We start from the raw sequence: 22,167 nt of genomic DNA, 5'->3' as shown, positions 1-22,167 counted from the left end.
ACGCCACTTCACTTTGATCGCCGCTCAATCGCATCACCGCTGCATGCGTTGACGGTGCGGGCAGGAAATCATGCACTGCAACCACGAGCGCCCTAGATCCCGCGGCGCGCAGACTCGCTGGCACCTTCAGCAACAATCCGTCTTGCTGCGTCCACGCCGATGATCCATGCACCGGCAAGCATCATGCTGTCTTTCAGAACCAGCCTTCCTGCGCCCGATAAATACGGAAATCCGTGCTGAGCATCGCCCAGGGCGGCTACCCAGGCTTCCGGCGTAGTGAAAAGAAAGGACAACGTCACCAGCGTTGTCACGAACGCCAGAATGGCACCCACCAGTCCAAGGCGTTTTGACAGCGGGAACGAGAGCACCAGAAGACCGATGAGTATTTCCACCACGCCAAGTCCATGCGAGACGCGGTAGGTACGGTTACTGTTCTGCCATTCACGCTTTGCCGGAACAAGTTCGCCTTCGTGGGTGAGGTGCACCTTGTACGCTTCCGGGTGGGCATACAAGAACGACATCACGGGGCTGTTCGCGACGAACGGAGTGATGCTGTCCGCCTCGTACGGCGCAAACTTGAGGCCGCCGATCCAGAAGAAGACCAAGGCGATCGCGAACCTCATGAGCGCAAGACCCACTCTCTCGGTGCGCGAAAATGTGCCGAGCAGTGTTTGCAGTTTGCTGTTCATGGGTGATTTCCTCGAAAGAAGGGGGTGTTGCGTCCGCTAAGGCGCGTTGCGATGGCTGTGCCTGGTTCGGTGTCCATCGCCTTTCTCGGTGCGAGATGCGGAACTCATGCACTTCATGACCACGCTGATGTGAGTCCATCCAGCGGCACTGCTCGCTCACCAAACCCATATGCCCGGCAACCCCGGTACCGCCCCGCGGGCGCGTCATGCCAGTGGGCATCGGGGTTCTCGCAACATGGCGGGCGAAATCGGCGTGGCAAATGCTAGCAACAGGAATCGCGCTCGCGATCACCTGAAATGGCTAGAGAAACCTACTCGTTGGTGTAATGGAAATGACAGCGAGCCTGCCATAGCCTCACAGGGGAAAGCGGAGGTGCCTGCGAGCAGGATCGCCACGGATTCTGCGGGAGGTCGTCAGTCGACGTTCCCGCCGAAGCACCTCCGGCACACATCAACCCATCCCGCCGTCTTTGTGACTGTTCACTTTTGGCCGGGTCATTCGAGGTTCGACCATGCACGTCGCATATCACACTCAAACCGTCGGCAGCGTCGAAGTGTTCTACCGCGAAGCCGGCCGCGTCGATGCACCAGTGATCCTGCTGTTGCATGGCTTTCCCACCGCCAGCCACATGTTCCGCGAACTGATCCCGCTGCTGGCCCGGAACTATCGCGTGATCGCGCCGGACCTGCCCGGATTCGGCCACACGCAGGCACCCGCACGCGGTGCGTTCGATTACACCTTCGACAACCTTGCCCGCGTCATCGACGACTTCACCGAGGCGCTGAAGCTGGATCGCTATGCGCTATACGTGTTCGATTACGGTGCGCCGACCGGCTTCCGTCTGGCGATGGCGCATCCCGAGCGCGTCACCGCCATCGTCAGCCAGAACGGCAACGCCTATCTGGAAGGACTCAGCGATGCCTGGGGTCCATGGCAAACCTACTGGCGCGAGCCGACGCCGGAACATCGCGAAGCCTGCCGCGACTCGCTGTCGCCCGCGACGATCCGCGATTGGCAATATCTGCTCGGCAGCGATCCGCAACGCGTCTCGCCGGACGGCTACACGCTGGACATCGCCTACATGACCCGCCCGGGCGCGGACGAGATCCAGCTTGATCTGATCCTGGACTATCGCAGCAACGTGGCGATGTACCCTGAGTTCCAAGCCTATTTTCGCGAGCACCAACCGCCGTTCTTGGCTGCTTGGGGAAAGCATGACCCAGCTTTCATCCCCGCCGGCGCACAGGCCTACCGACGCGATCTTCCGAATGCCGAAATCCGCCTGCTCGACACTGGTCATTTCGCGCTGGAAACCCACGCCGAAGAGATCGGAGAACTCATGCACACCTTCCTCGACCCGATTCTCTTGGCGTAGTCGAATCTACTCGCCGCATCCATTGCCGTATCTGACCACCCCGGAATGACCATGACCCTTTCCATGCAAGCCGCCGTTCTGGAGACCCCCAATGCCTCGTTCCGCGTGGCCAGCTTGCCGCGCCCGGTACCTGGCGAAGGGCAGGTGCTGGTGCGAGTGATCGCCAGTGGGGTCAACCCGCTTGACCTTAAGATTCGCGGTGGCGCTGCGGCACACGCACGGCATCCGTTGCCCGGGATCCTCGGCATCGACCTGGCCGGTGTGGTCGAAACCGTTGGCCCTGGCGTCAGTGCCTTCCACCCCGGCGATGAGGTCTACGGGATGACAGGCGGTGTCGGTGGTGCGCAGGGATCGTTGGCCGAGTACGCAGCGGTCGATGCCGCGCTGCTGGCGCGCAAGCCATCCAACTTCAGCATGCGGGAAGCGGCCACCCTACCGCTGGTGTTCATCACCGCATGGGAAGGCTTGGTTGACCGCGCCAACGTCCGCACGGGCCAGACCGTACTTGTGCAAGGCGGTGCTGGCGGCGTCGGGCATATGGCCATCCAGATCGCACGTGCACTTGGCGCGACCGTCTACGCCACCGAGGGCGGCGGTCGCGCCGCGCTCGTCGAAGAGCTGGGGGCCATTCCCATCGACAGCAGCCAAGTCAGCGTCGAAGAGTACGTCGCCACACACACTGCCGGCCGCGGCTTCGACATCGTCTACGACACTGCCGGCGGCGCAAGCCTGGATGCCTCGTTCAAGGCCGTCGCACGTTTTGGTCATGTGCTCAGCTCGCTGGGCTGGGGCACGCATGCATTGGCGCCGCTGTCGTTCCGCGCGGCAAGTTACTCTGGCGTGTTCACCCTGCTGCCCTTGCTGACTGGTGAAGGCAAGGTTCGCCACGGCGAAATCATGCACGAAGCCACTCACCTGGCCGAATCGGGCCTGCTGATCCCACGCGTAGACGCACGCCGGTTCGATCTGAACTCAGTCGATGCCGCCCACGCACTTATCGAGAGCCGCCAGGCGCAAGGCAAGGTCGTGATCGACGTTGCCAGCTAACGCCCCTGTATCGACGGATTGCCAGAAACCTCACCCGTCTCTATTCCGACGAGGAGAACACCATGACCAGCCATGCTTTGTCCTGCAGCTTTGCCGCCGCATTGATGCTGTGCGGCGTCGCATCCGCTACCGGTGCCGATGACTCAGGATTGGTCACGCCGCAGATACTGATCGTCGATCACAGCCTGCCCGCCGCGCAGTTGCGAGCACAGGTACTCGCCGCCCGTCGCTACGACAGCTTCTGGAACAACGGCGACGAAGCGCTGGCGCGTGCCGCGTTGGCGCAGGATTTCATGGACCGCACTCTGCCCGCGGGCCGTGCCCAAGGTGTCGCCGGACCGCTGGCAGCCTCGAAGTTCGTGCGCACGGCGGTACCCGACCTGCGTTGCGATGTGGAACAAATGATCGTCGCTGGCGATCGAGTGGTCGCCCATCTGCACTTTCGCGGGCACTTCAGCGGGCGCTTCAACCAGACCCAGGGACACGGCCAAACCATCGACTTCATCGCCACCGATATCTACCGCATCAGCGACGGTCGCATTGCCGAGAACTGGCACCTGGAAGACAACCTGACCTTCATGCAACAGCTCGGGCTGGTATCGCACTAGACAAGGCGACGGCGATCGGAACGCCGAACAGGCCGTCTCCATTGCGCAAGGACCGCCTCGATCTCCACGCTGATGATTTCGCTGCACCGCGAGCCACAAGCTGTTCACTGAAAGGAGATCCACAATGCTGCCTGTCTATCTCTCTTCCGGCGTACGCACTCCGTTCGTCAAGGCGGGCGGACCGTTCGCCCGCCACAGTGCACTTGAGCTTTCCATGCCAGTAGCCAGAGCCATGGCGGACTTGGCCGCACCGGACTTTCTGGTCTGGGGTCAGGTCATTCCCGACGTGACGGTGTCGAACATAGCGCGGGAGCTGGTCTTCGAGGCTGGGCTGGATCCGGAGACACCGGCGTTTTCCACGGTGCTGGCCTGCTCGACCAGCTTCATGGCAGCGATCGAGGCTGCGGGCATGATCGGCAGCGGTGGTACGCATCTGGCGCTGGTCGGTGGCGCGGAAACGATGAGCCATGTACCGCTGGCACTCAACATGGCCGCCGCCGATCGGATCGTGGCCGGGTTTGCCAAGAATCCGCGCGCTGCCACGGAGATGATCGCAGCCACGACGGCAGCAGACTTCCAGTTGCCGCGCCAGGCGTGGGCCAACAGGCAAAGCGGCCGTTCGCAAGGCCAGCACACCGAGGACACGGCACGCCATTTCAAGATCTCGCGGCAGGCACAGGACGAGCGCGCCCTGCTCAGCCACCGCGCCGCCATCGCGGGACAGGACGCGGGCTTCTTCGATGATCTGCTAGTGGCGTTCGACGGGATCGAACGGGACGCGATTCCGCGTCGTGATACCTCGCCCGAGCGACTGGCGAACTTGCAGCCGGCGTTCGATCCCGCAGGCACGTTGACGGCGGGCAATTCGTCGCCACTGACGGATGGCGCAGCAGGTTTGTGGGTGGCCGATGAAGCCGGAATGGCGCGATTGGGCCGTGAGCCAGCGGTCAGGTTGCTCGACTGGCAGATCGCGGCGATGGACTTCCGCCATAGTGACGAGGGCATCCTTATGGCACCGGCGCGGGCGATCCCCCGGTTACTCGCCCGACACCGATTGCAATTTGCGGAGATCACCTCGTGGAATATCCACGAGGCATTCGCGGCGCAGGTACTCGCCAACATCGCTGCCGCGTCGGACCCGGTCTATCGTCGCCACAGGGCCGGCGTCGACTTCGACCTAGGCGCGTTCGACTGGGCACGAGTCAATCCGCATGGTGGATCGCTGGCCATCGGACATCCATTCGCTGCTACCGGTGCGCGCATCCTGAGCCAGGCCGCCAAGGAAATGACGGCGCTGCCATCGGGCAGTTACGGCATCGTATCGCTTTGCGCCGACGGCGGCCAAGGCACCGTGGCGTTGCTCCAGCGCGTCTGACGTTCATCCGCAGGAGAACCGCCGGTGCCAACCCAGCCCTTCGAGATTCCCAGTCCAACCGGCCACATGCTTGCCGGCCGGATCGAGCTTCCCGATGCACCGGTGCGCGGATGGGCGTTGATGGCGCACTGCTTCACCTGTGGCAAGGACAACCTGGCCGCCGTACGGATCGGCCGTGCGCTGGCCCATGCTGGCATCGGCATGCTGCGTTTCCACTTCGCTGGCTTAGGCGGCAGCGGTGGCGATTTTGCCGACAGCACCTTTGCCGCCAACGTCCGCGACCTGGTCGCCGCCAACCAAGCCATGCGCGATGCCGCCATGCCGCCATCGCTGCTGGTCGGACACAGCCTTGGTGGTGCTGCGGCGCTAGCTGCCGCTGGCGACATGCCGAATATCCGCGCGGTGACAACGATCGCCGCCCCGTTCGACGTGACCCACAAGCTGGCGCTGTTCGATCCCGCCTCGCTCGCGGCCATCGAGCGATACGGCGAAGCCGAGGTCCGGCTGGCAGGCCGTCCGTTCCGCGTGAGCGCGGCCTTCATCGACGATCTGCGCAAACATGATCAGGCTAGTCGCATCGCAGGACCGAATCGACCACTGCTTATCATGCATGCGCCGCACGACGAGATCGTCGACATCGGCAACGCCAGTCGCATTTTCATGGCCGCGGGCTATCCCAAGAGTCTGGTCTCACTCGACGACGCCGAACATCTGCTGTCGCGTCAGGCCGATGTGGATTATGCGGCAGCGATCATCGTCAGCTGGTCAGCCCGCTATCTGCAGCAGGTGCCGGAAACACGTGCGCATGGACAGGAGGGCGACGTGGTAGCCGAGGAAACCGGCGCCGGGCGTTTCCAACTGGCGATCCATGCCGGTGGCATCCGCTTTCTCGCCGATGAACCGGTCAGCGCCGGCGGCCTGGGCACCGGCCCAACGCCCTACGACTTGGTTTCCGCCGGCCTCGCCGCGTGCACCACGATGACCCTGCGCATGTACGCCGAGCACAAAGGCTTGCCGGCGGACCGCACCTTGCTTCTAGGGTGCTCTATGCGAATACGTGGACTGCCGCGGATATACATGGATGCCGATGACAGTTGTCGATCATCAACAGCATTTGGAGCATATCCCATTGATTAAACTAGATGTTCATCTCCGCAACCCTGAAACTCTTTTTTTGGTTTGGCTGAATCCGGATCTCTAACGGATGCCTCGCTCGTCGGTTCCACCTGACACTCTGGGTCGGCTCTCGCCTGGACACCTAGTCGGCTCGGGCCAGACTCACGCGGCAAGGTAATGGTGGTAATGCAGACCAGCTAAGTGAATCGGTGAATGGATTGGAAACGTGTAGGTGCCGACCTGCGGTTTTGCTTCGAAGTGCGTGCACCGGAGCGAATGCATCGCAAGACCTGTCGACGTTGACCGGGCCACCGGCCAGTATGATCAACTGCAAGCCCACTTCGACCGTCGCAAACCGACCCTAAGGCAACGCTGAATAAGCCGTCGCAATCAATCAACCTGCTGGTCTGATCAGTTTCGCGTCTGATCAACCTGATAGATCACGGCTTTCTGCGGGAGAATTTCACCCTTTTCGCGCCATGAGGCGTGTTGTTGGCCCTCAACGGGCCCTCATGCCGGTACTCGGGTGCGCGACAGGTACAGGTTGGCCAACCCAAGGGCCACAAAGCTGCGGTTGGCGTTCTTGTCCAAACCTCGGTAGCGCACTTTGCTGAACCCCCACAATCGCTTCACTACCGCGAACACGTGCTCGACCCGTGCCCGGATTCGCGACTTGTTGCGATTGCGCGAACGCTCCGCTTCGTCGACGTCACCATGCTTGCGGATGCGTTGATTGGTGAAGTCTTTCGCCTGCGGCGCGTGCTCGCGGATCAGCGCCTTTTGACTGGCGTAGGCGCTGTCGCCATAGACCCGTCGCTCCTCGCCGTGGAGCAGGTCTTCCAGCAGATGTTTGTCGTGCACGTTGGCCGCGGTTACCGCCGCGCTGTGCACCAGGCCGGTACGACTGTCCACGCCGATATGCATCTTCATGCCGAAGTACCACTGTTGGCCCTTGCGGGTCTGGTGCATGTCGGGATCGCGGGCCTTGCTGGCGTTCTTCGTCGAGCTTGGCGCACCGATGATCGTGGCGTCGACGATGGTTCCCGTGCCGACCTTCAGACCCCGATCCTGCAGACTCTGGTTGACCTGTGCGAACAACGCCGCGCCCAGTTCGTGCTTCTCCAGCAAACGGCGAAACTTCAGCAATGTCGTTCCATCCGGCACCCGTTCACGACCCAGATCGATGCCTACAAATCGGCGCAGCGCCGTGCTGTCCAAGAGCGCTTCCTCGCACGCTTCGTCGGCCAAATTGAACCAGTGCTGCACAAAGTACATGCGCAACATCCGCTCCAGCCCCACCGGCGGACGACCTTTGCCCGCCTTCGGATAGTGCGGTTCGATCACGGCGCACAACGCTGACCACGGCACGATCTGCTCCATCGCCGAAAGGAACACATCTCGACGCGTCGCTCGGCGATGTTGCTCAAAACCCTCGCCTTGATCTGCTGCCATCGCCAATGTCGGCTGCTTCATCGTATCGATCCCGCTCGATTGTCAGTACGGGTTTATTTTCGCAGGCGCGAGAGACTTTTTCAGCGTTGCCCTAAAGAGACCTTCGCCAACGGCCGTTTTCAGGAAGGTAATTTTCCTATCTAATGCGTGTTGCCTGCTGTTGCGGCGATGGGCACGGTTGCCGCTGAGTTACAAAGATTCGGTCTTGCGCAGATATACGACGACGCGACTAGCAGAGCCACGACCGCTGCAGCGCAGACGGGTCGGTGACCCAAATTGTATCTCTCTTGCAAATTTTGAGGCGAAGCAATGATCACTGAGAGTGGATTAGGTCGCCACGCCATGGTATCGAATCGTCTCAAGGCGCTCTCTGCTTCCGACATCGCATCCGCGCTGCGTCAGGAATTGCCGCCGCACCAAGTGGAAGTCGCGGTCGCGATGATGGACAAAGTATCGAAAGAGCTAGATCACCTAATGCAACTCGCGACGCGCGAATTCCGTGAACGGGGGTCCATCAACTTAGGCTGGGGAGGAAGTCAGTCATTCGACGCAGCAGCCATTAAGGTAGGCCCGCGGCACGACTATCTGATCACTATTACGGTGGGTGCACCTCTCATCCTTCTAGCGATGGCACACGAAATCTGGACAATGTCGACGGGAGCGCCACCAGAGGGCCTATCTGAAGAAGCAATACTTAACGGAGCGATGAGAACGGGTGAGATTGGCGAGCAGGCTCAGTTGGTGGCCAAAGATGCGACATTGCTTCTCTACTTTCATGAACTCTCACACGTGCTATGGAGCCATTGCCTGCTCGACTGGGAATTGATGCCATCGCAAGACCGACGCGCCCTGGAGTATCAGGCCGACTTTCATGCGGGCCTTTCATTCGCGACTTGGCACATCGCAGGAGTAGTTCAACCCGTCGAGTCGGACTGGCATGCCGCAGCAGGCAGATTGGTTCTTGCTGCGCTGCTCTTGGCAACAGCCCTAAAGGCATTCTCCGCGCAATCCGATGCGTACCATTTTCCAACAATACGAATGCTCGCGTTCATGGCCGGCGGATTTCAGGCAATACAACAGAAAAGTCAGACGTTGACAACGCAGGCTGTTTTCCAAGATCGAGCCGCGGAGCAGAATTTCATTGGCCCGTTCATTGCCGACTACTTGGAGCGCTTGAAAGCGACCGAGCTAAGGCGTCTTGGCGGAACGGAGGCCGAGATCCGGGCTGACATCCACCAACTTCATGCCGTAACCACGCCCCGGTTAGCACAGCTAAGTAAGGACACGGGGTCGCTGTGGAACAAGCTGCCAGACGTCGCTGGCGATGCAGACAATTCTGACTGACGATCTTGCGGGAACGACGGTTCGTGGCCGGTTGCGGCCCGTGGGCAAACGCGGATCAGGATGTTGACGCGCTGATCACAACAGATTGGTTCGGGTGATCAACTTCATCGGTGTGTGCATCGAAGGTTCCCCGACGTCCCAAAGGCCGGGGCAATGCCGGCCTTTGGGCTATTTCTTGCCGCCCTTGGGTGCTGGCGCTGGTGGTGCTCCTGGACGGTTCGGGCTATTTCCACGTGCCGGACCCGATGGCTGACCGGCTTTGCTCGGGCCGTTCGGCGGTGCTGGCTTGTTCATTCGCTCATCTTCTCTGGCTGTATGCGGATCATTCCTCACTCGAATCGTCCGTTCGGCCGCGGGCGATTTAGGGCGGCAAGTGGGCGTTTCAGCGGAACTGATCTGGCAGGGAGGTGACAGCGCGTCTTGGGCACTATGCTTAGCTCCGTCAGATCAAGCAGGCTTCGACATGTGCTACTCGGCGCAGATTTTGGCGGACTTCAGAGAATACGAGCGCTTTGGCGGAAAGCTCGCCATCAAGGAATTCACCAATCTCGCGGGCTGGACCAAAAAGAAGGGCAACTGGGTCAAGGTTGTCCCGAAGGCGATGCGACGCGCCATGACCGACGCCACGAGTGCCGTGCTGAACATTGGCACGATCGAATTGGCGCGCGAAGCGGAAAATGAGGCAATCGCGTTGATCGCGTCCGAGATTGGCGTCCAGGAAGCGCGCCTCTTCGAAGCGAACGCGAAACTAGCGTCAAGCAAGCCGACCAAAAAGGCCGACAACGATCGCCGCGTCGCGACCAACAAGATTGAGGCAGGAAGGAAGAAGCTGGAAGACTTGGCGTTACCAGCATCGGCCGATGGCATCGACAGAATTTGGCCTGGTTACTTCGCTCCCGTGCTGATTCGTGATCCTGAAACGGGCGGGCGTATGGTCGTCCCGATGCGCTACCGCTGCCGCCTGCCGGGCTGGACAGAGGCCGACGAGATGGAGAAGCCGGGCACGTACAACGCGCGGCGCGACAAGCTTTCGACCGTCTGGCGAAAGGTGTTCGGCTACAACCACGGCATCATGATCGTGGATCGGTTCTACGAAAGCGTGTATCTCCACAATCTGCAGCAACGGCCGCTAGTACCGGGTGAGCGCGAGCAGAGCGTTGAAATCCTCTTTTCGCCATCGACCGGTGAAAGCCTCTTCGTTGCCTGTCTCTGGACCTATGTCGAGGCAGCTGGCGACGATCCGGGGTTCTACACATTCGCCGCGATCACCGATGACCCGCCCTTTGAGGTTGTTGAAGCGGGCCACGACCGCTGTCCCGTTCCGATTCAGGAAGAAGACATCGACGCATGGCTCGGTCCAAGCCCGAATCACTACGCGACCTTGTATGCGATCCTCGACCGACGGGTACGGCCTTACTACGAACATCAGCTGGTGCAGCAGAAGTAGATTGCTGCTTCCTACCGCGACAACCCGAAGCTGATGCTGGACAGATTGGATGTCGTCATCACTGCCGTCCTTCCCGCGCTTATCTGGGGCATCTATGCTTTCCTAAACCGACCCGACCGCCGAGGGAGTAAGACGCTATGCAGCCAATGCCTGGATGCACCCGGGCGGCGCGCGGAGGCGTTCCTTATGTATTCCGGTCTGACTGACCACCTGTTCCGCCAATTGCCAACCACTGTGCCAGTGCTGCCCACCGTGTGAGCGGACCAGGCTGGAGCTGAGGTCAACGGCCTGAACCGACACAAAGCCGCCGGATGGGAGGTCGATGTATGGCGACTCGGTGAGGCTTAGTGTGCGACGATCTCTGTCGGAGTTTGCTCCGGGCGTTTAGCCCACTCAGATTGAACAACATCACACGGCTCAACTGGACTAGCCGGCTGAATCTCGGATCAATGACGATCCAAAGACCAAGGTCCAACTATCAGATCGTTAGTCACACACAACATCGGAACCATGAAGACACTCATTGTGAAAAGAGCGAAAGTGGCATGGAAAGACCCCGTATGGAGCAAGGTCATTTCGGCAGCCATTATCGGCACGGCTCTTGGGATATGGAAAGCAGTTAGCTCGGCTAGCTTTTCCAAAGCAGTGGGGTTCATCGCGTCACCTATTGTCCTGCCCGCGTGGCTGCTCCTATTGCTAGTCGCTAGCGCCGCCTTTGGGTTTTGGCATATACGCCCAAGGCGTAAACCCAAGCCTGCACTCACACCCACGAAGTCACTTGTGCATGGCATCGCCGACGCATCCTCGCTCGTCGCTTCATGGTGGCCAAAGGCGACCGGCTACTTTCCGGACGACGTGCATGTCGACTATGCAGCACTGGAGAATCAGTTCTCACTCGCGCCCGGAGTCACTCAGCAAGCGGTTTCAAATGTCGCTTCCCAGAACTGCTTCAAGATCAAGATTCCGGGTACGTTGTTTGCGACTTTCGAATATGACCACCAAAAGGCACATCACGGCTAACAATTCCAAGGCGCACGGCGAGGCCGCTGCCTACTCAAGCAGCGTTGACCGTCTCCTACGGGTCGATCACGGACCTCGCGGGCGCGATGCCGTCCGGGCAAGCTGAAACTGGCCGAAGTCACCATTTCTGCCGGTCGCGGACTCGACGGGAGGCGATAGGGTACATACGAAATTTCCCCGATAGGCAAGCGAGCGCAATGGGCGTATAAGCCACCTCAAGCCAGCGGATACGCTACGTGGGGGAAAGGGATATGGCCCGTCGCTTGTGTCTTGTTTCGGTTCTCGTATTGCTTTTGAGCGCCTGTGTGGCGCCATCGTCCGTTAAGCAATACGCGGACACGACAAAGCAGACGATAGAGCGCGCCAAGCCTGTCGTGAAGGACTACGTCGACGATTGTGGCGATAGGCAGCTACCCCTCTTGCACTCGGACGCCACTCAAGAGAAGTGGCAGTGCAAGGATGTGGCCAAACTAGCTGGTCCCTTCAATACCATGGCCGATTTCATATCTGCGTATGCGGACGCCTTATCCGCGCTGAGTGCGAGCGAAGGTGTCAAGTACAAAGGTCAGACGGCGGACGTTGTCGGCGCGGCCGAGAACCTGCCAGGGTTTGCGAACGATAAGGTGCGCATTGATGCGGTAGGCGCTCTGAGTGACCTGATGCTCCACTGGGCTGAAGAAGGCTATCGTGAAAAGAAGATTCGCCAAGCCCTCGATGCCAGCAATGCGCAGATTGTCGATGTTTCGGCCGCTATCGCGGATTTCATGACTGAAATATCGAAGGTCTACAGAAATCACGTCGATGCCATCCCCACGCTCCAACTTTTGGGTGAAGGGGATTCCAAGAGCAGGCCGCCCTATGCCGTGCGCGTGCTTTTCAATGACTACCTCGAAAAGCGACAAGCCGACTACTCTGCCAAGCAGACTTCGAGCGCGGCATTGGCCGGACAGATCAAGAAAATCGGTGAGACGAACACGCAGCTGATGCACCAGGCGAACGACCTGACTGGTGCGGACGCCATCAAGGTAGCGAACGACTTCTACCAGACCGCTTCGCCAGTGTGGAAGACCGTAGACGATGCGTTTGCCACCCAACATTGAGGTGCCGCATGAACGACAAGACACGGGGCAATCCCGCCGCAGTAGCCGCGTCAGAGAACACCGATGCCGCCGCTCCGCCGGCGCCGATGCGTTACAACCCGTTGGACCCCAACGATCCGACCACACTCTTTGCGCTGTCAAATCAGTTCAGCGTGCTTTCGACTGCAATGACTCAGTACGTCTATGACCACTACATCGATTTGAGTTCAGACCAGCGTTACTCCATTGCGATAAACGCCTCAGGGCTGATGAGCAAAGCCAACGACTTGCTCAACGACGACATGGCTAAGAGGCTTGCAGACCTGCCGACCAATGCGATCGCGGCATCAACGGCGGCGATGAAGAATGCCGTAGCTAACCTCCAGACAGTCGAGAAGGTGTTCAAAATCGCCACGGCGGCGGTCACGGTCTACGCGGGGATAGCCACCGGGGGAGCCGCCGGCGCCGCTTTGGCCTTCACTGCCGCAAAAAATCTCGTGCAGGTGGCCACGAACGCCTGAGGGACTTGCCTGGGCCACCAGGCGGCCAGCGGCGCGCCCGTCAATGTTCGCCCTACTCGCTCGGGTGCTCCTGGGCGTCCGAAAGGAGACATCTGGAGTCCATATGGCAGACGAAGCAAAAGCCCAAACCGCGGCTACGTACGTATCGCCTCGCGAACTACTTAAGCCAATCTACAAGATCTCCTCATTCGCCCTCCTGATTGTGTTCGCCGGAGGTCTGATCGCGCTTGCCGGCACGCGAGCGCGCTTTATCGGCTTGGTAGTGGTGTGGCTCGTGTCTGGCGTTGGGTGTGGTGCTTTTCTTGGCCTCCTCTTTGGCGTGCCCAAAAGGAACAGAGACCGCAAGGGTGCGGCGGACGCCGGTGCCAACGCCAATGGCAATGCCCAGCAACCCATCGGCGCAGGCATTGCGCCGATGGGTTATGGGGGGAACTCGAATTTCGAGGAGATCTCAGACTGGCTGACCAAGGTCATTGTCGGCGCCACACTGGTCGGTCTGCAGGGTGCGCTTAAAGCCGTATGGCAGCTCGCGAAGAGCATGCTCCCGTTTGGCCAGGACAACCCGGCTGCTGGAGCGAGCTTGGTCGTTGGGGCCGCTGCCACAGGTCTCGTCGGAGGTTTCATATCCATGTACCTGTGGACGCGCAACGAGCTTCCGAGGCTCCTCAACAGAGCAGAGCAGCCTGGCGACCCAGATGATCGGGAAAAGGAGATCAATCAACCCCGCAGAGATAGCGGGTTTTATGAACTGTCCACGCAAAAGACCCTGGGGCAGGATGGCGCCCTCAATGCTGGTGGCGCGGCTGCGACGGCGCCCCCTACCTTTCGTCCCATTGGCGAAGCACCATGGCTCGGCGAGATGAAGGGCATGAGCCGTGCTCAGATCTGGAACACCGACTTCAACCAAGGCAAATTTGGTGGTGCAAGTAGTACTGCCACGCGGACTATGTCGGCCGCCATTCGCAAGGTGACTAAAAGGGGCGTCGATGTGACGCTCTCCGTATGGAGCACCGACCCCGTCAAGGACCCGTTGAAAGGGAGAGTCACCTTCTACCTTCATCCAACGTTTGTGGAGCCAATCATCAAGGTCGACGCTGTCGGCTCACGAGCCCAAACCGAGATATGCACAGCGGATGCCTTCGTCGTTGGCGTGGAGTGCGACGATGGCCGCACCGTCTTGGAACTAGATCTCGCGACCCTTGATGACTTTCCGCCCGAGCTCCGCGGCAAAGAGTGACCTAGCGCATCAGATGTCAACTGGTTGGACGCGTATTAGCCTCGGTCATAGCCTCTTTCAATCACTGACCGCTTGTTCCGATGCGCAGTCAGACGTCAAGCAGCTTTGCAAGCTTTCGTACGTGTCGGGCCTAACCCTTTTGACGTGGACGCTTCCAAGAAGACCGTGGGCCGAAAGCTCTTCTTCTCGAATGACCGTTTCCGCCGCCGGCTGCAGCCGCTGGGCTTGAAACTGATCAGTATGCCAGCGAGCTGATCGCAGACGTTCGGTTCTGCTGATCGAATTCAGCGCTTTTCGCAACTGCGGCGTATTGTTCATTTCAGTCACCAACCGCGATGTCTGCGATGTCTCAATGAAAATCTCGTGACCGCACGTCCAGTCCACCGAGCAGCTCGCTCATGTCGAGGAGGCGGCTGGCAATCAAATGACATACGCCATCGACCGCCTCCCAATTTCCATCGACGCCGAGCAGCTCTGACTCCAGCAGCACCCGTCGGTGGGTTTCGGCGACATCGCGCCAAACGATGACGTTGACCAGGCCGTGTTCGTCTTCCATCGTCAGGAACGTGACCCCGCTGGCCGTCTGGGGTCGCTGGCGCATCGTGACCACGCCCGCGACACGCGCATAGCTGTTATGGGGTCGTTTGCGCAGCGTTCGTGAGTCGGTACACCGAGCAGCGCGCAACCGATCCCTGATCTGCGCCATGGGATGCACCCCCAACGTCAGGCCGGTTCGCGCGTAGTCCGCAAGGGTGTCCTCAGCCTGCGTCGGCTTCGGCAACGCCACCTCGATCTCTGCCGGACTGACATTGCCGAAGAGCGGCAGCTGCTTTTCTACACCGGCGATCTCCCAGTGTGCATGGTGCCGGTGCCGCGACAGACTCCGCAAGGCACTGGCCTGCGCCAGCAAGTCCTGGTGCCGCTTGTCCACGGCCGCCCGCGCGCAGAGGTCGGCGATGTCTGCGAACGGGCGCTGTGCGCGGGCCACCATGATCCGTCGTGCGGCTTCTTCGCTGAACCCACGCACCTGGCGCAAGCCAAGCTGGATCGCTGGAGCTTCTTCTTCGCGAGTGATCAGCGCGTTGTCCCAATTGCTGCACTGCACGTCGATAGGGAAAACGTCGATGTCATGACGACGGGCGTCTTGTACGATCTGGCTCGGTGCATAGAAGCCCATGGGCTGACTGTTCAGCAGCGCGCAGGCGAATGCCGCGGGCTCATGGCACTTCAGCCAGCAGCTCGCATAGACGATGCCAGCGAAACTGGCCGCATGGCTTTCAGGAAATCCGTAACTGCCGAAGCCCTTGATCTGCTCGAACAGCTTCTCGGCAAACGCCGTGGTGTAGCCGCGATCGGTCATGCCGGTCAGGATGCGTTCGCGGTGCTTCTCCAAGCCGCCACGCCGCTTCCACGCGGCCATGTCGCGCCGTAGCCCATCCGCTTCTCCGGCCGTGTAGCCAGCCGCGATCATGGCGAGCTTCATGACCTGTTCCTGGAATAGCGGCACACCCAGTGTGCGCTCAAACACTTCCTTCAATTCTTCCGAGGGGTAGTCGACGGGCTCTTCGCCCCTTCGTCGCCGCAGATACGGGTGCACCATGTCGCCCTGGATGGGGCCTGGTCGAACGATCGCGACTTGCACCACCAGATCGAAGAAGTTCTCGGGCCTGTGTCGCGGCAACATGGCCATCTGCGCGCGTGACTCGATCTGGAACACGCCCACCGTGTCTGCCCGCTGGATCATCGCGTAGGTAGCGGGATCTTCGGATGGCAACGTGGCCATCGAGTAATCCCGTCCGCGCTGATCGCGCAGCATGTTCAAGCATTTCTGCACGCACGTGAGCATGCCCAAGGCCAGACAATCGACCTTCAACAGGTTCATCGTGTCGAGGTCATCCTTGTCCCACTGGATGATCGTGCGGTCGGGCATCGCGGCGTTCTCCACCGGCACCAGTTCGCTCAATGGCGCATCGGAGACCACGAATCCACCGACGTGCTGCGACAGGTGACGCGGCATGTCCAATATCTCCGCCGTCAGCTTGATGATGCGCCGGATGACCGCACTCTCCGGGTCGAAGCCTCGCTCAAGCAACCGTTCGGCGAGTGACTCGTCGCCATCCCACCACGCGAACACCTGACTCAACTGGTCGACCTGATCCAGCGGCAGCCCCATGACCTTGGCCACATCCCGCACGGCGCTCTTGCCGCGATAGCAGATGACGGTAGCCGCCAGAGCGGCACGCTCCCGCCCATACTTTCGGTAGATGTACTGGATGACCTCTTCCCGGCGCTCGTGCTCGAAGTCGATGTCGATGTCGGGCGGTTCGTTGCGCTCCTTCGAGATGAACCGCTCGACCAGCAGACTCATCTTCATCGGGTCCACCTCGGTCACACCGAGGACGAAGCACACCGAAGAATTAGCCGCCGAGCCACGACCTTGGCAGAGAATTCCCTGGCTTCGCGCGAAACGCACGATGTCGTGCACGGTGAGGAAGTAGGGCTCGTAGCGCAGCGCTTCGATCAGCCCCAGCTCGTGCTCGATCTGCTTATGCACCTTCTCTGACACGCCTTCGGGCCAACGCCATCGCGCACCCTCCTCCACCAGCTGGCGCAACCAGCTGGTGGGGTTATGGCCCTTCGGAACGAGTTCTGCTGGATAGCGGTAGCGCAGCTGGTCGAGCGTGAAGGTGCACCGCGCCGAGATCCGTGCGCTCTCTTCGAGCAATGCCTGGGGGTAGAGCTTCGCGAGCACATGCCGGCGACGCAGGTGCCGTTCGCCATTGCGCGCGATCAATGCACCCGCCTCCGCGACGGGCACGCGATGCCGAATCGCCGTGAGGGTGTGCTGCAAGGCCAGCCGTCGCCGGACATGCATATGCACGTCGCCCGCCCCGACCAAGGGCAGACCCAGCTCGCGACCGATCGCATCCAGTTCACGCACCCGCCGTGCATCGTTCGGTCCACGGTGCAGCTCGACGGCCAGCCACGCACGATCACCGAAGGTCTGTCGCACCCAGTGACCGTGATTCATGTCGACGACCAATTCAGGTGCCCACAGGACCAGCGTGCCTGGCAAACCGGTGGCCACGTCGGCGCGCGTCAGGCGGTAGGTGCCTTTCACGGATGCGCGTCGCCCCGTGGTAATCAGACTGCATAACGACGTGTAGCCTTCCTTCGTTTCGCACAGCACCACGATCTTCGGGCCATCATCGAGCTGGATCTCCGAACCAACGATCAATGGGACGTCCGTTTGTCGCGAGGCTTCCAGCGCGCGGACGATGCCGGCGAATGAGCACTCATCAGTGATCGCCAGGGCGGCATAGCCACACGTCTTCGCACGCTCGAACAGTTCGCGTGCACTGGATGCGCCGCGACCAAAGGAGAAGTTCGACAGGCAGTGAAGCTCTGCGTAGGCAGTCATGCGAACCACCCGTGAATCATCCAGCCGGTTTGCTCGTCGGGCGCGCAGAACGCCCAGGCCTCCTGCCCCAACGAGGTCTCGACGACGTAGTAGTCACGACAGACTTCACCGCCATCCCACCACCCCGTTTCGACGCGCTCCGGACCGGCCAAGATGATCGGGTTCCCACCGCACAGGGGAATGGGTCGGGTCAGTAACCACGTGGGTCGCGGGTGCGGCTCGATCGGCACTTCATCATGCGTCGCTTCACGCTGCGCACGCTCAGGCCGTGGGTCCTGTGTGCTGCCCAACCGATAGACCGCCCTATCGCCCAGCCGCGCACGCAATCGTTCACGCAGTTGTTCGATCGGCAGTGCATTCGCGGGTCGTTCGTCGAACAGATCTCGCCCCGCGGGCACGAACGCCGGCAGATCGCGGGCGATCAGGCGCAACGCCAGCACCGGCTCAGGCAGCGTCACGTGTTCCAGCCGACCACGTGCGAACTCGAACAACAGGGCACCGTCGCGTTCCGAGGCCAGCAAGCCCACTGGCACGTCGGTGAAACGACCCTCGCGGTGCTCCAAGCGCAGCAAGAAGCGCTGCACTCCACCATCGCGGCCGGCCAGATACGCGGCCAGATCATCGACCATGCGCCGCACCGGAAAGATCAGTGCGGATTGGTTCTCCACCTCGTGAAGCAATTCGATGCGCAGATCGAACGTGTCCGGCGGCCGATACAACTCCAGGCCAGATGGAAGGTCTCCGGTCAGTCGATCCAGTGACGCCAACAGTTCCGCACCGAAACGTCGACGCAGCCCATCGCGCGGCAACGCCAGCACTTGACCTAAGGTGCGAATGCCTATGCTCGGCAACGCTGCGATGGCATTCGCGGGTAACCGACTCTTCGCAATCGGCACCCGCTGCAGGGCATTGCGCAACGTGTCGGATGACAGCACTGCTTGCCCATCCGAAACCGTGGTCAGCACATGCGCGGCATGAGCCGTCGGCGCGGCCGCCATGCGATGACGAAATCCCAGGTCGGTGAAGTCCGCCCGCAGCATGGATTCAAGCCGTGGCCACGGCCCGAACAAGCCCATGCTCTTGCTGACCTCCAGCACGATCGCATGCGGTAACAGGCTGACCTCGGAGCTGTAGCGGTAAGCCACGGCGGCCAGAAACCGGTGCCACCGCTCCACCGACGCGTGGTCATAGGGGATCGCTTCGAATTGCGACAACAGCGCTTGCGCAGCGCTCAGTCGCTGCCCGACATGCAAACCTGCCGCTCGGGCAGTTTCATTGGCCGAAACGATTGTGCGTGCGTTGATTGGCCCGTCGACGAGCACCAACGGCTCGTCCGGGGGACGGCGTCGGAGAATCCCATCCAACGCCAGACTCGGCAGGTTGATGCAGGCCCAAAGCATGTCTGGATGCCATCAATGGACTGAACGCGGCAAGGGAATGGCGTGGGCGGGCACGGCCCCGCCTCGGCATTTGCGCACCCAAATCTGTGGACGCGGCGGCGCTTCCAATTCCAGACGCAGCGCGGCAGGCGATGCGTTGGAAAGATGGGAGCGATCGCGGAAGACGAAAGCGAGGGCCTGTCCGGTGACCGCGGCGACCTGCAGACGACGCAAGGCGCGATCGTCAGCGTGATGCGGCCATGCCAACACCGCGGCGCAACATCCTGATCGCAAGCACTGCTCGGTAGCCCAAAGCACATCCTTCTCGCCGGCATCCACGAATTCGACACGGCGCATGTCCACGCCTTGTTGGCGCCAGCCAGCGACACACGGCGCATACGGTGGCGAAATGACCACCACATGGCGCTGGCTTTGGGTCAACCGTGCGAGCGTCGGGAGCACGAGGCGAAGTTCACCCACGCCATCGACGGGCAACAGGATCTCGGACAGCGAGGCCTCGGGCCAACCACCTGCGGGCAATACCTCGTCGAGTGCGCGCCAGCCGGTGGGGTAATCACCGACTGGCACCTCGGGAGCACGACCACGCCAGACCTGACGGGCGTCGAGCAACGCGGACAGTGGAACCACGGCGTTCATCAGCTGCCCCGCAGCAGGCCTGCAAACAGACCTTCAATCGCAAAGTCTTCGGTGGGGTCGACGTCGATGGGTTTGAAACCCGGGCTGTTCGGCATCAGCCGAATCACATCGCCCTTCCAATGCAGTCGCTTGATCGTGAAGCGGTCACCATCCACACGCGCGGCGACAACTTGCCCGTGCCTCGCCACCGACGTGGCATGGATGGCCACCAGATCACCTTCCAGAATCCCTTCGTCGCGCATCGAATCGCCGACCACCTTCACCAGATAGTCCGGTCGCAACCGGAATAGCGAACGGGAGACGCGCAGGCTCCGATCGACCCTTGACTCCGAAAACAACGGTTCACCGGCCGCAATGCGCCCGATCAGCGGCAGCTCCAAGGTATCGGCATCCATCGGGTCAGACTCGCGCACCAGCCGAATGCTGCGGGCGTGGTTGGGCTCGATCGTCAGCCGGCCTTTCGCTTCCAACGACCGAACATGCTTGAGCACCGCACTGACATTGCCAATCCCCAATGCCTCGCCGATTTCTTCGAGGGTAGGCGACTGTCCGTCCTGCGCAATCCGGGCGCGGATGAAGGCAAGAACGTTCGATTGACGGTGCGTGATCTGGATGGTCATAGTTCGTATAGTTTCACCTAAATAGGTGAACATGAAAGAAATAAAAAAGCCTCGCCAGATTGCTTGAGACAGATCAAGGGTTTAGCGCGGTGATCGCATTCGCCTTCGAAGGCGATTTCAGCGCCAGAGTCACTCGAAGCTATCTCACTCACTGAGATGGCTCCGCGATTCACTGCTTCCCTCACCCGCTCAGGCCAACGCATGACCGCCCTGCCGCTCGCTACGCTTCCGATGAACTGGTCTTACGTGACTCAAGCGACGGCCGGACGCTGGCCCGTCTTCGCCACAGCAACCTCCAGCTTCGCCAGCGATGCTAACCATGACTGGCGACAACGCCGCCCATCATCACCAGCACGTTGACACTTCCCAGCATTTCTGGCGAAAGCCGTGCGCAGCTGGCAGACATCGGCCAACAACGGCCGGTCGCCTGCTACAAATGCATGCCGAAAAGCAGCCATTGCCGTGAGAATTAACGCTGGAGTTAAGCGGCGCACGGCTTTTCGCGCGTTCGCTTGGACGAATGGTTAAAGTGCACCATGCGGCGGCCCAGACTCCACCAAGACCACTGCCGCGTGCGAGTCTTTGCGAGTGTAATCGGGCAATGCGATGGCGCCATAGCCTAGATGTGGAGCGAGCGCGGATAGCGCTCCCCAGGCGGCGTCTACCGCCCGGGAAAGGTCGCTGCCTCGAATGGCTGCGTGATGCCACACAGCGGCCGGGTCTAAGACCGCGTTTGCATCGACATGGAAGTGGGTCTTATCGCGGATGTGCTTGAGCTTGTCGGAGACGTCCTCGAGCGCCGATATGGCGTAGCCGTTCTCAGATAGGTACTTGCCGATCAGGTTTGGCCACGAGCGTTGCATGTACCAGAAGGAAGCAGTTGAGCCGCGCTCGAACACACGCAGACAGTGCGCCATATATGCGTTGAACAGGGCGTCGTAGGAGACACGGAGGAACATGTGCCCGAAATGTTGCGCATCTTCATAGCCCAGCATGGTTGTGCGGATGAGGATGGCCTTCTGAAGCTCCGCAAGGTTCCTCTCTAGAGCAGCGCAGTGTCGGTCGCTGGGTGTCGTCACGTGTGCCCTCTAACGCTGGAATTAAGCGGCGGCGGAGCCGTCCGCTTCGATGAATGGCTAGGCCGCGCCCGGTACCTTGAGCAGGCGGACCGAGTAGCGCTGTACGCCCCACATTACAGCAAACGTTTCGCCGACCTCATACCAGCGTCCGCTGGGTTGGCCTGACCCGTGATTGGCACCCATACAGGAACATTCGCAGTCGGCACCCAACGCGTTCCAACATGCGGGAGCGCATACCTCTTTCTCCCTGTAGAGTTGAATCACATAGCAGGCCATATATCGGCCAAACGACAGGCGAATTGTTCGCTCAAACCAAGCCTGCGGCACTTCCCAAGCGCCGTGCTCTTTATCCCAGGCAGGTTTGTTTCTCTGGCCGTCGCGCAACCAGACCTTATTGTCGACGGCGTACGGAAGGCGAACAAGAAGTGGCGCCGGGCGCTGACGTTGGAAGACCACGGGCAAACGCGCTTGGCTCCAAAAGCGATTGAGGTCTTGAATCGGCGCTTGCGTGGGCATGGTGTTCCTTGTGCGGCCTAACGCTTGTTAGGCGGCGATGCAGCCCTCCGCCTTGAACGAGTAAAAAGAGACTTCCTCCCCTTTGGCCTCGAGGGCCATGATGGTGTTGCAACACAACCGTCAACAGAAGAGGAAGTCTCCATGAGCACTATAACCCTGGGTGTGGACTTGGCGAAGAGCGTGT

Annotated in this window: 20 protein-coding genes; 11 read left to right on the top strand and 9 right to left on the bottom strand. The window is 60.7% G+C overall.

Annotation, left to right across the window (positions count from 1 at the left end):
- Positions 1 to 92 precede the first annotated feature (92 nt).
- The gene (gene rclC, locus ACQGNJ_RS06425; RefSeq protein ID WP_426688413.1) at positions 93 to 689 is read right to left on the bottom strand and encodes a reactive chlorine resistance membrane protein RclC; all 597 of its coding nucleotides are present in this window, start codon (positions 687 to 689) and stop codon (positions 93 to 95) included.
- Positions 690 to 1,201: 512 nt separating this feature from the next.
- Between rclC and ACQGNJ_RS06420 the strand changes: the two genes are divergently transcribed.
- The 5 genes from ACQGNJ_RS06420 to ACQGNJ_RS06400 all read left to right on the top strand — a co-directional run bounded on the left by ACQGNJ_RS06420 (position 1,202) and on the right by ACQGNJ_RS06400 (position 6,232).
- Positions 1,202 to 2,065 carry an alpha/beta fold hydrolase gene (locus tag ACQGNJ_RS06420; protein WP_007804292.1) on the top strand — a complete coding sequence of 288 codons (864 nt, stop codon included), beginning with the start codon at positions 1,202 to 1,204 and terminating at the stop codon, positions 2,063 to 2,065.
- Positions 2,066 to 2,116: 51 nt separating this feature from the next.
- On the top strand, positions 2,117 to 3,112 hold the full coding sequence (locus ACQGNJ_RS06415) for a zinc-dependent alcohol dehydrogenase family protein (RefSeq protein WP_238530866.1): 996 nt from the start codon (positions 2,117 to 2,119) through the stop codon (positions 3,110 to 3,112).
- Positions 3,113 to 3,174: 62 nt separating this feature from the next.
- Positions 3,175 to 3,720 (top strand): ester cyclase, encoded by a 546-nt coding sequence (locus tag ACQGNJ_RS06410; protein WP_426688412.1) that lies wholly within the window; start codon positions 3,175 to 3,177, stop codon positions 3,718 to 3,720.
- Positions 3,721 to 3,844: 124 nt separating this feature from the next.
- A complete protein-coding gene (locus ACQGNJ_RS06405) occupies positions 3,845 to 5,095 on the top strand; it encodes a thiolase family protein (RefSeq protein ID WP_426688411.1) in 1,251 nt (416 codons plus the stop codon).
- A gap of 24 nt (positions 5,096 to 5,119) precedes the next feature.
- The gene (locus ACQGNJ_RS06400; protein WP_426688410.1) at positions 5,120 to 6,232 is read left to right on the top strand and encodes a bifunctional alpha/beta hydrolase/OsmC family protein; all 1,113 of its coding nucleotides are present in this window, start codon (positions 5,120 to 5,122) and stop codon (positions 6,230 to 6,232) included.
- Between the two features lie 489 nt (positions 6,233 to 6,721).
- Here the strand turns inward: ACQGNJ_RS06400 and ACQGNJ_RS06395 are convergent, their stop codons facing one another.
- Entirely contained in the window at positions 6,722 to 7,684 is a 963-nt protein-coding gene (locus ACQGNJ_RS06395) for an IS5 family transposase (RefSeq protein ID WP_426688409.1), read from the bottom strand.
- Positions 7,685 to 7,972: 288 nt separating this feature from the next.
- On the opposite strand from ACQGNJ_RS06395, the gene ACQGNJ_RS06390 reads away from it, so the two are divergent.
- The 6 genes from ACQGNJ_RS06390 to ACQGNJ_RS06365 all read left to right on the top strand — a co-directional run bounded on the left by ACQGNJ_RS06390 (position 7,973) and on the right by ACQGNJ_RS06365 (position 14,311).
- On the top strand, positions 7,973 to 9,007 hold the full coding sequence (locus ACQGNJ_RS06390; protein ID WP_426688408.1) for a hypothetical protein: 1,035 nt from the start codon (positions 7,973 to 7,975) through the stop codon (positions 9,005 to 9,007).
- A 463-nt stretch (positions 9,008 to 9,470) separates the two neighbouring features.
- Positions 9,471 to 10,454, top strand: coding sequence for an SOS response-associated peptidase family protein (locus tag ACQGNJ_RS06385; RefSeq protein ID WP_426688407.1), 984 nt, complete (start codon positions 9,471 to 9,473; stop codon positions 10,452 to 10,454).
- A gap of 510 nt (positions 10,455 to 10,964) precedes the next feature.
- Entirely contained in the window at positions 10,965 to 11,474 is a 510-nt protein-coding gene (locus ACQGNJ_RS06380) for a hypothetical protein (protein WP_426688406.1), read from the top strand.
- 251 nt (positions 11,475 to 11,725) lie between these two features.
- Positions 11,726 to 12,574, top strand: a complete 849-nt coding sequence (locus ACQGNJ_RS06375) for a hypothetical protein (protein WP_426688405.1) — start codon at positions 11,726 to 11,728, stop codon at positions 12,572 to 12,574.
- An 8-nt stretch (positions 12,575 to 12,582) separates the two neighbouring features.
- Positions 12,583 to 13,074: a hypothetical protein gene (locus ACQGNJ_RS06370; RefSeq protein ID WP_426688404.1), complete on the top strand. Its 492-nt coding sequence runs from the start codon at positions 12,583 to 12,585 to the stop codon at positions 13,072 to 13,074.
- 103 nt (positions 13,075 to 13,177) lie between these two features.
- The gene (locus ACQGNJ_RS06365) at positions 13,178 to 14,311 is read left to right on the top strand and encodes a pYEATS domain-containing protein (RefSeq protein WP_426688403.1); all 1,134 of its coding nucleotides are present in this window, start codon (positions 13,178 to 13,180) and stop codon (positions 14,309 to 14,311) included.
- Between the two features lie 57 nt (positions 14,312 to 14,368).
- Here the strand turns inward: ACQGNJ_RS06365 and ACQGNJ_RS06360 are convergent, their stop codons facing one another.
- The 7 genes from ACQGNJ_RS06360 to ACQGNJ_RS06330 form a co-directional block, all read right to left on the bottom strand.
- On the bottom strand, positions 14,369 to 14,629 hold the full coding sequence (locus ACQGNJ_RS06360) for a hypothetical protein (protein ID WP_426688402.1): 261 nt from the start codon (positions 14,627 to 14,629) through the stop codon (positions 14,369 to 14,371).
- Positions 14,630 to 14,660: 31 nt separating this feature from the next.
- On the bottom strand, positions 14,661 to 17,732 hold the full coding sequence (locus ACQGNJ_RS06355; RefSeq protein WP_426688401.1) for an error-prone DNA polymerase: 3,072 nt from the start codon (positions 17,730 to 17,732) through the stop codon (positions 14,661 to 14,663).
- Complete coding sequence (locus ACQGNJ_RS06350; RefSeq protein WP_426688400.1) at positions 17,729 to 19,132, bottom strand: Y-family DNA polymerase; 1,404 nt, start codon at positions 19,130 to 19,132, stop codon at positions 17,729 to 17,731. Before ACQGNJ_RS06350 ends, ACQGNJ_RS06355 begins: the two co-directional genes overlap by 4 nt.
- A 12-nt stretch (positions 19,133 to 19,144) precedes the next feature.
- Positions 19,145 to 19,768 (bottom strand): translesion DNA synthesis-associated protein ImuA, encoded by a 624-nt coding sequence (gene imuA / locus ACQGNJ_RS06345; protein ID WP_426688399.1) that lies wholly within the window; start codon positions 19,766 to 19,768, stop codon positions 19,145 to 19,147.
- Positions 19,768 to 20,388, bottom strand: coding sequence for a transcriptional repressor LexA (lexA, locus tag ACQGNJ_RS06340; RefSeq protein WP_056767414.1), 621 nt, complete (start codon positions 20,386 to 20,388; stop codon positions 19,768 to 19,770). The genes imuA and lexA overlap by 1 nt, the downstream gene beginning before the upstream one ends.
- A 524-nt stretch (positions 20,389 to 20,912) precedes the next feature.
- Positions 20,913 to 21,467, bottom strand: coding sequence for an AbiU2 domain-containing protein (locus ACQGNJ_RS06335; RefSeq protein ID WP_426688398.1), 555 nt, complete (start codon positions 21,465 to 21,467; stop codon positions 20,913 to 20,915).
- Positions 21,468 to 21,524: 57 nt separating this feature from the next.
- Positions 21,525 to 21,983 (bottom strand): hypothetical protein, encoded by a 459-nt coding sequence (locus ACQGNJ_RS06330; protein WP_426688397.1) that lies wholly within the window; start codon positions 21,981 to 21,983, stop codon positions 21,525 to 21,527.
- Positions 21,984 to 22,167: the final 184 nt, after the last annotated feature.

This window comes from Rhodanobacter ginsengiterrae (genome assembly GCF_050026815.1).
Classification (GTDB): domain Bacteria; phylum Pseudomonadota; class Gammaproteobacteria; order Xanthomonadales; family Rhodanobacteraceae; genus Rhodanobacter; species Rhodanobacter ginsengiterrae.
The sequence above is the reverse complement of the archived record's forward strand: the minus strand, read 5'-3'. Positions and strand labels throughout refer to the sequence as shown.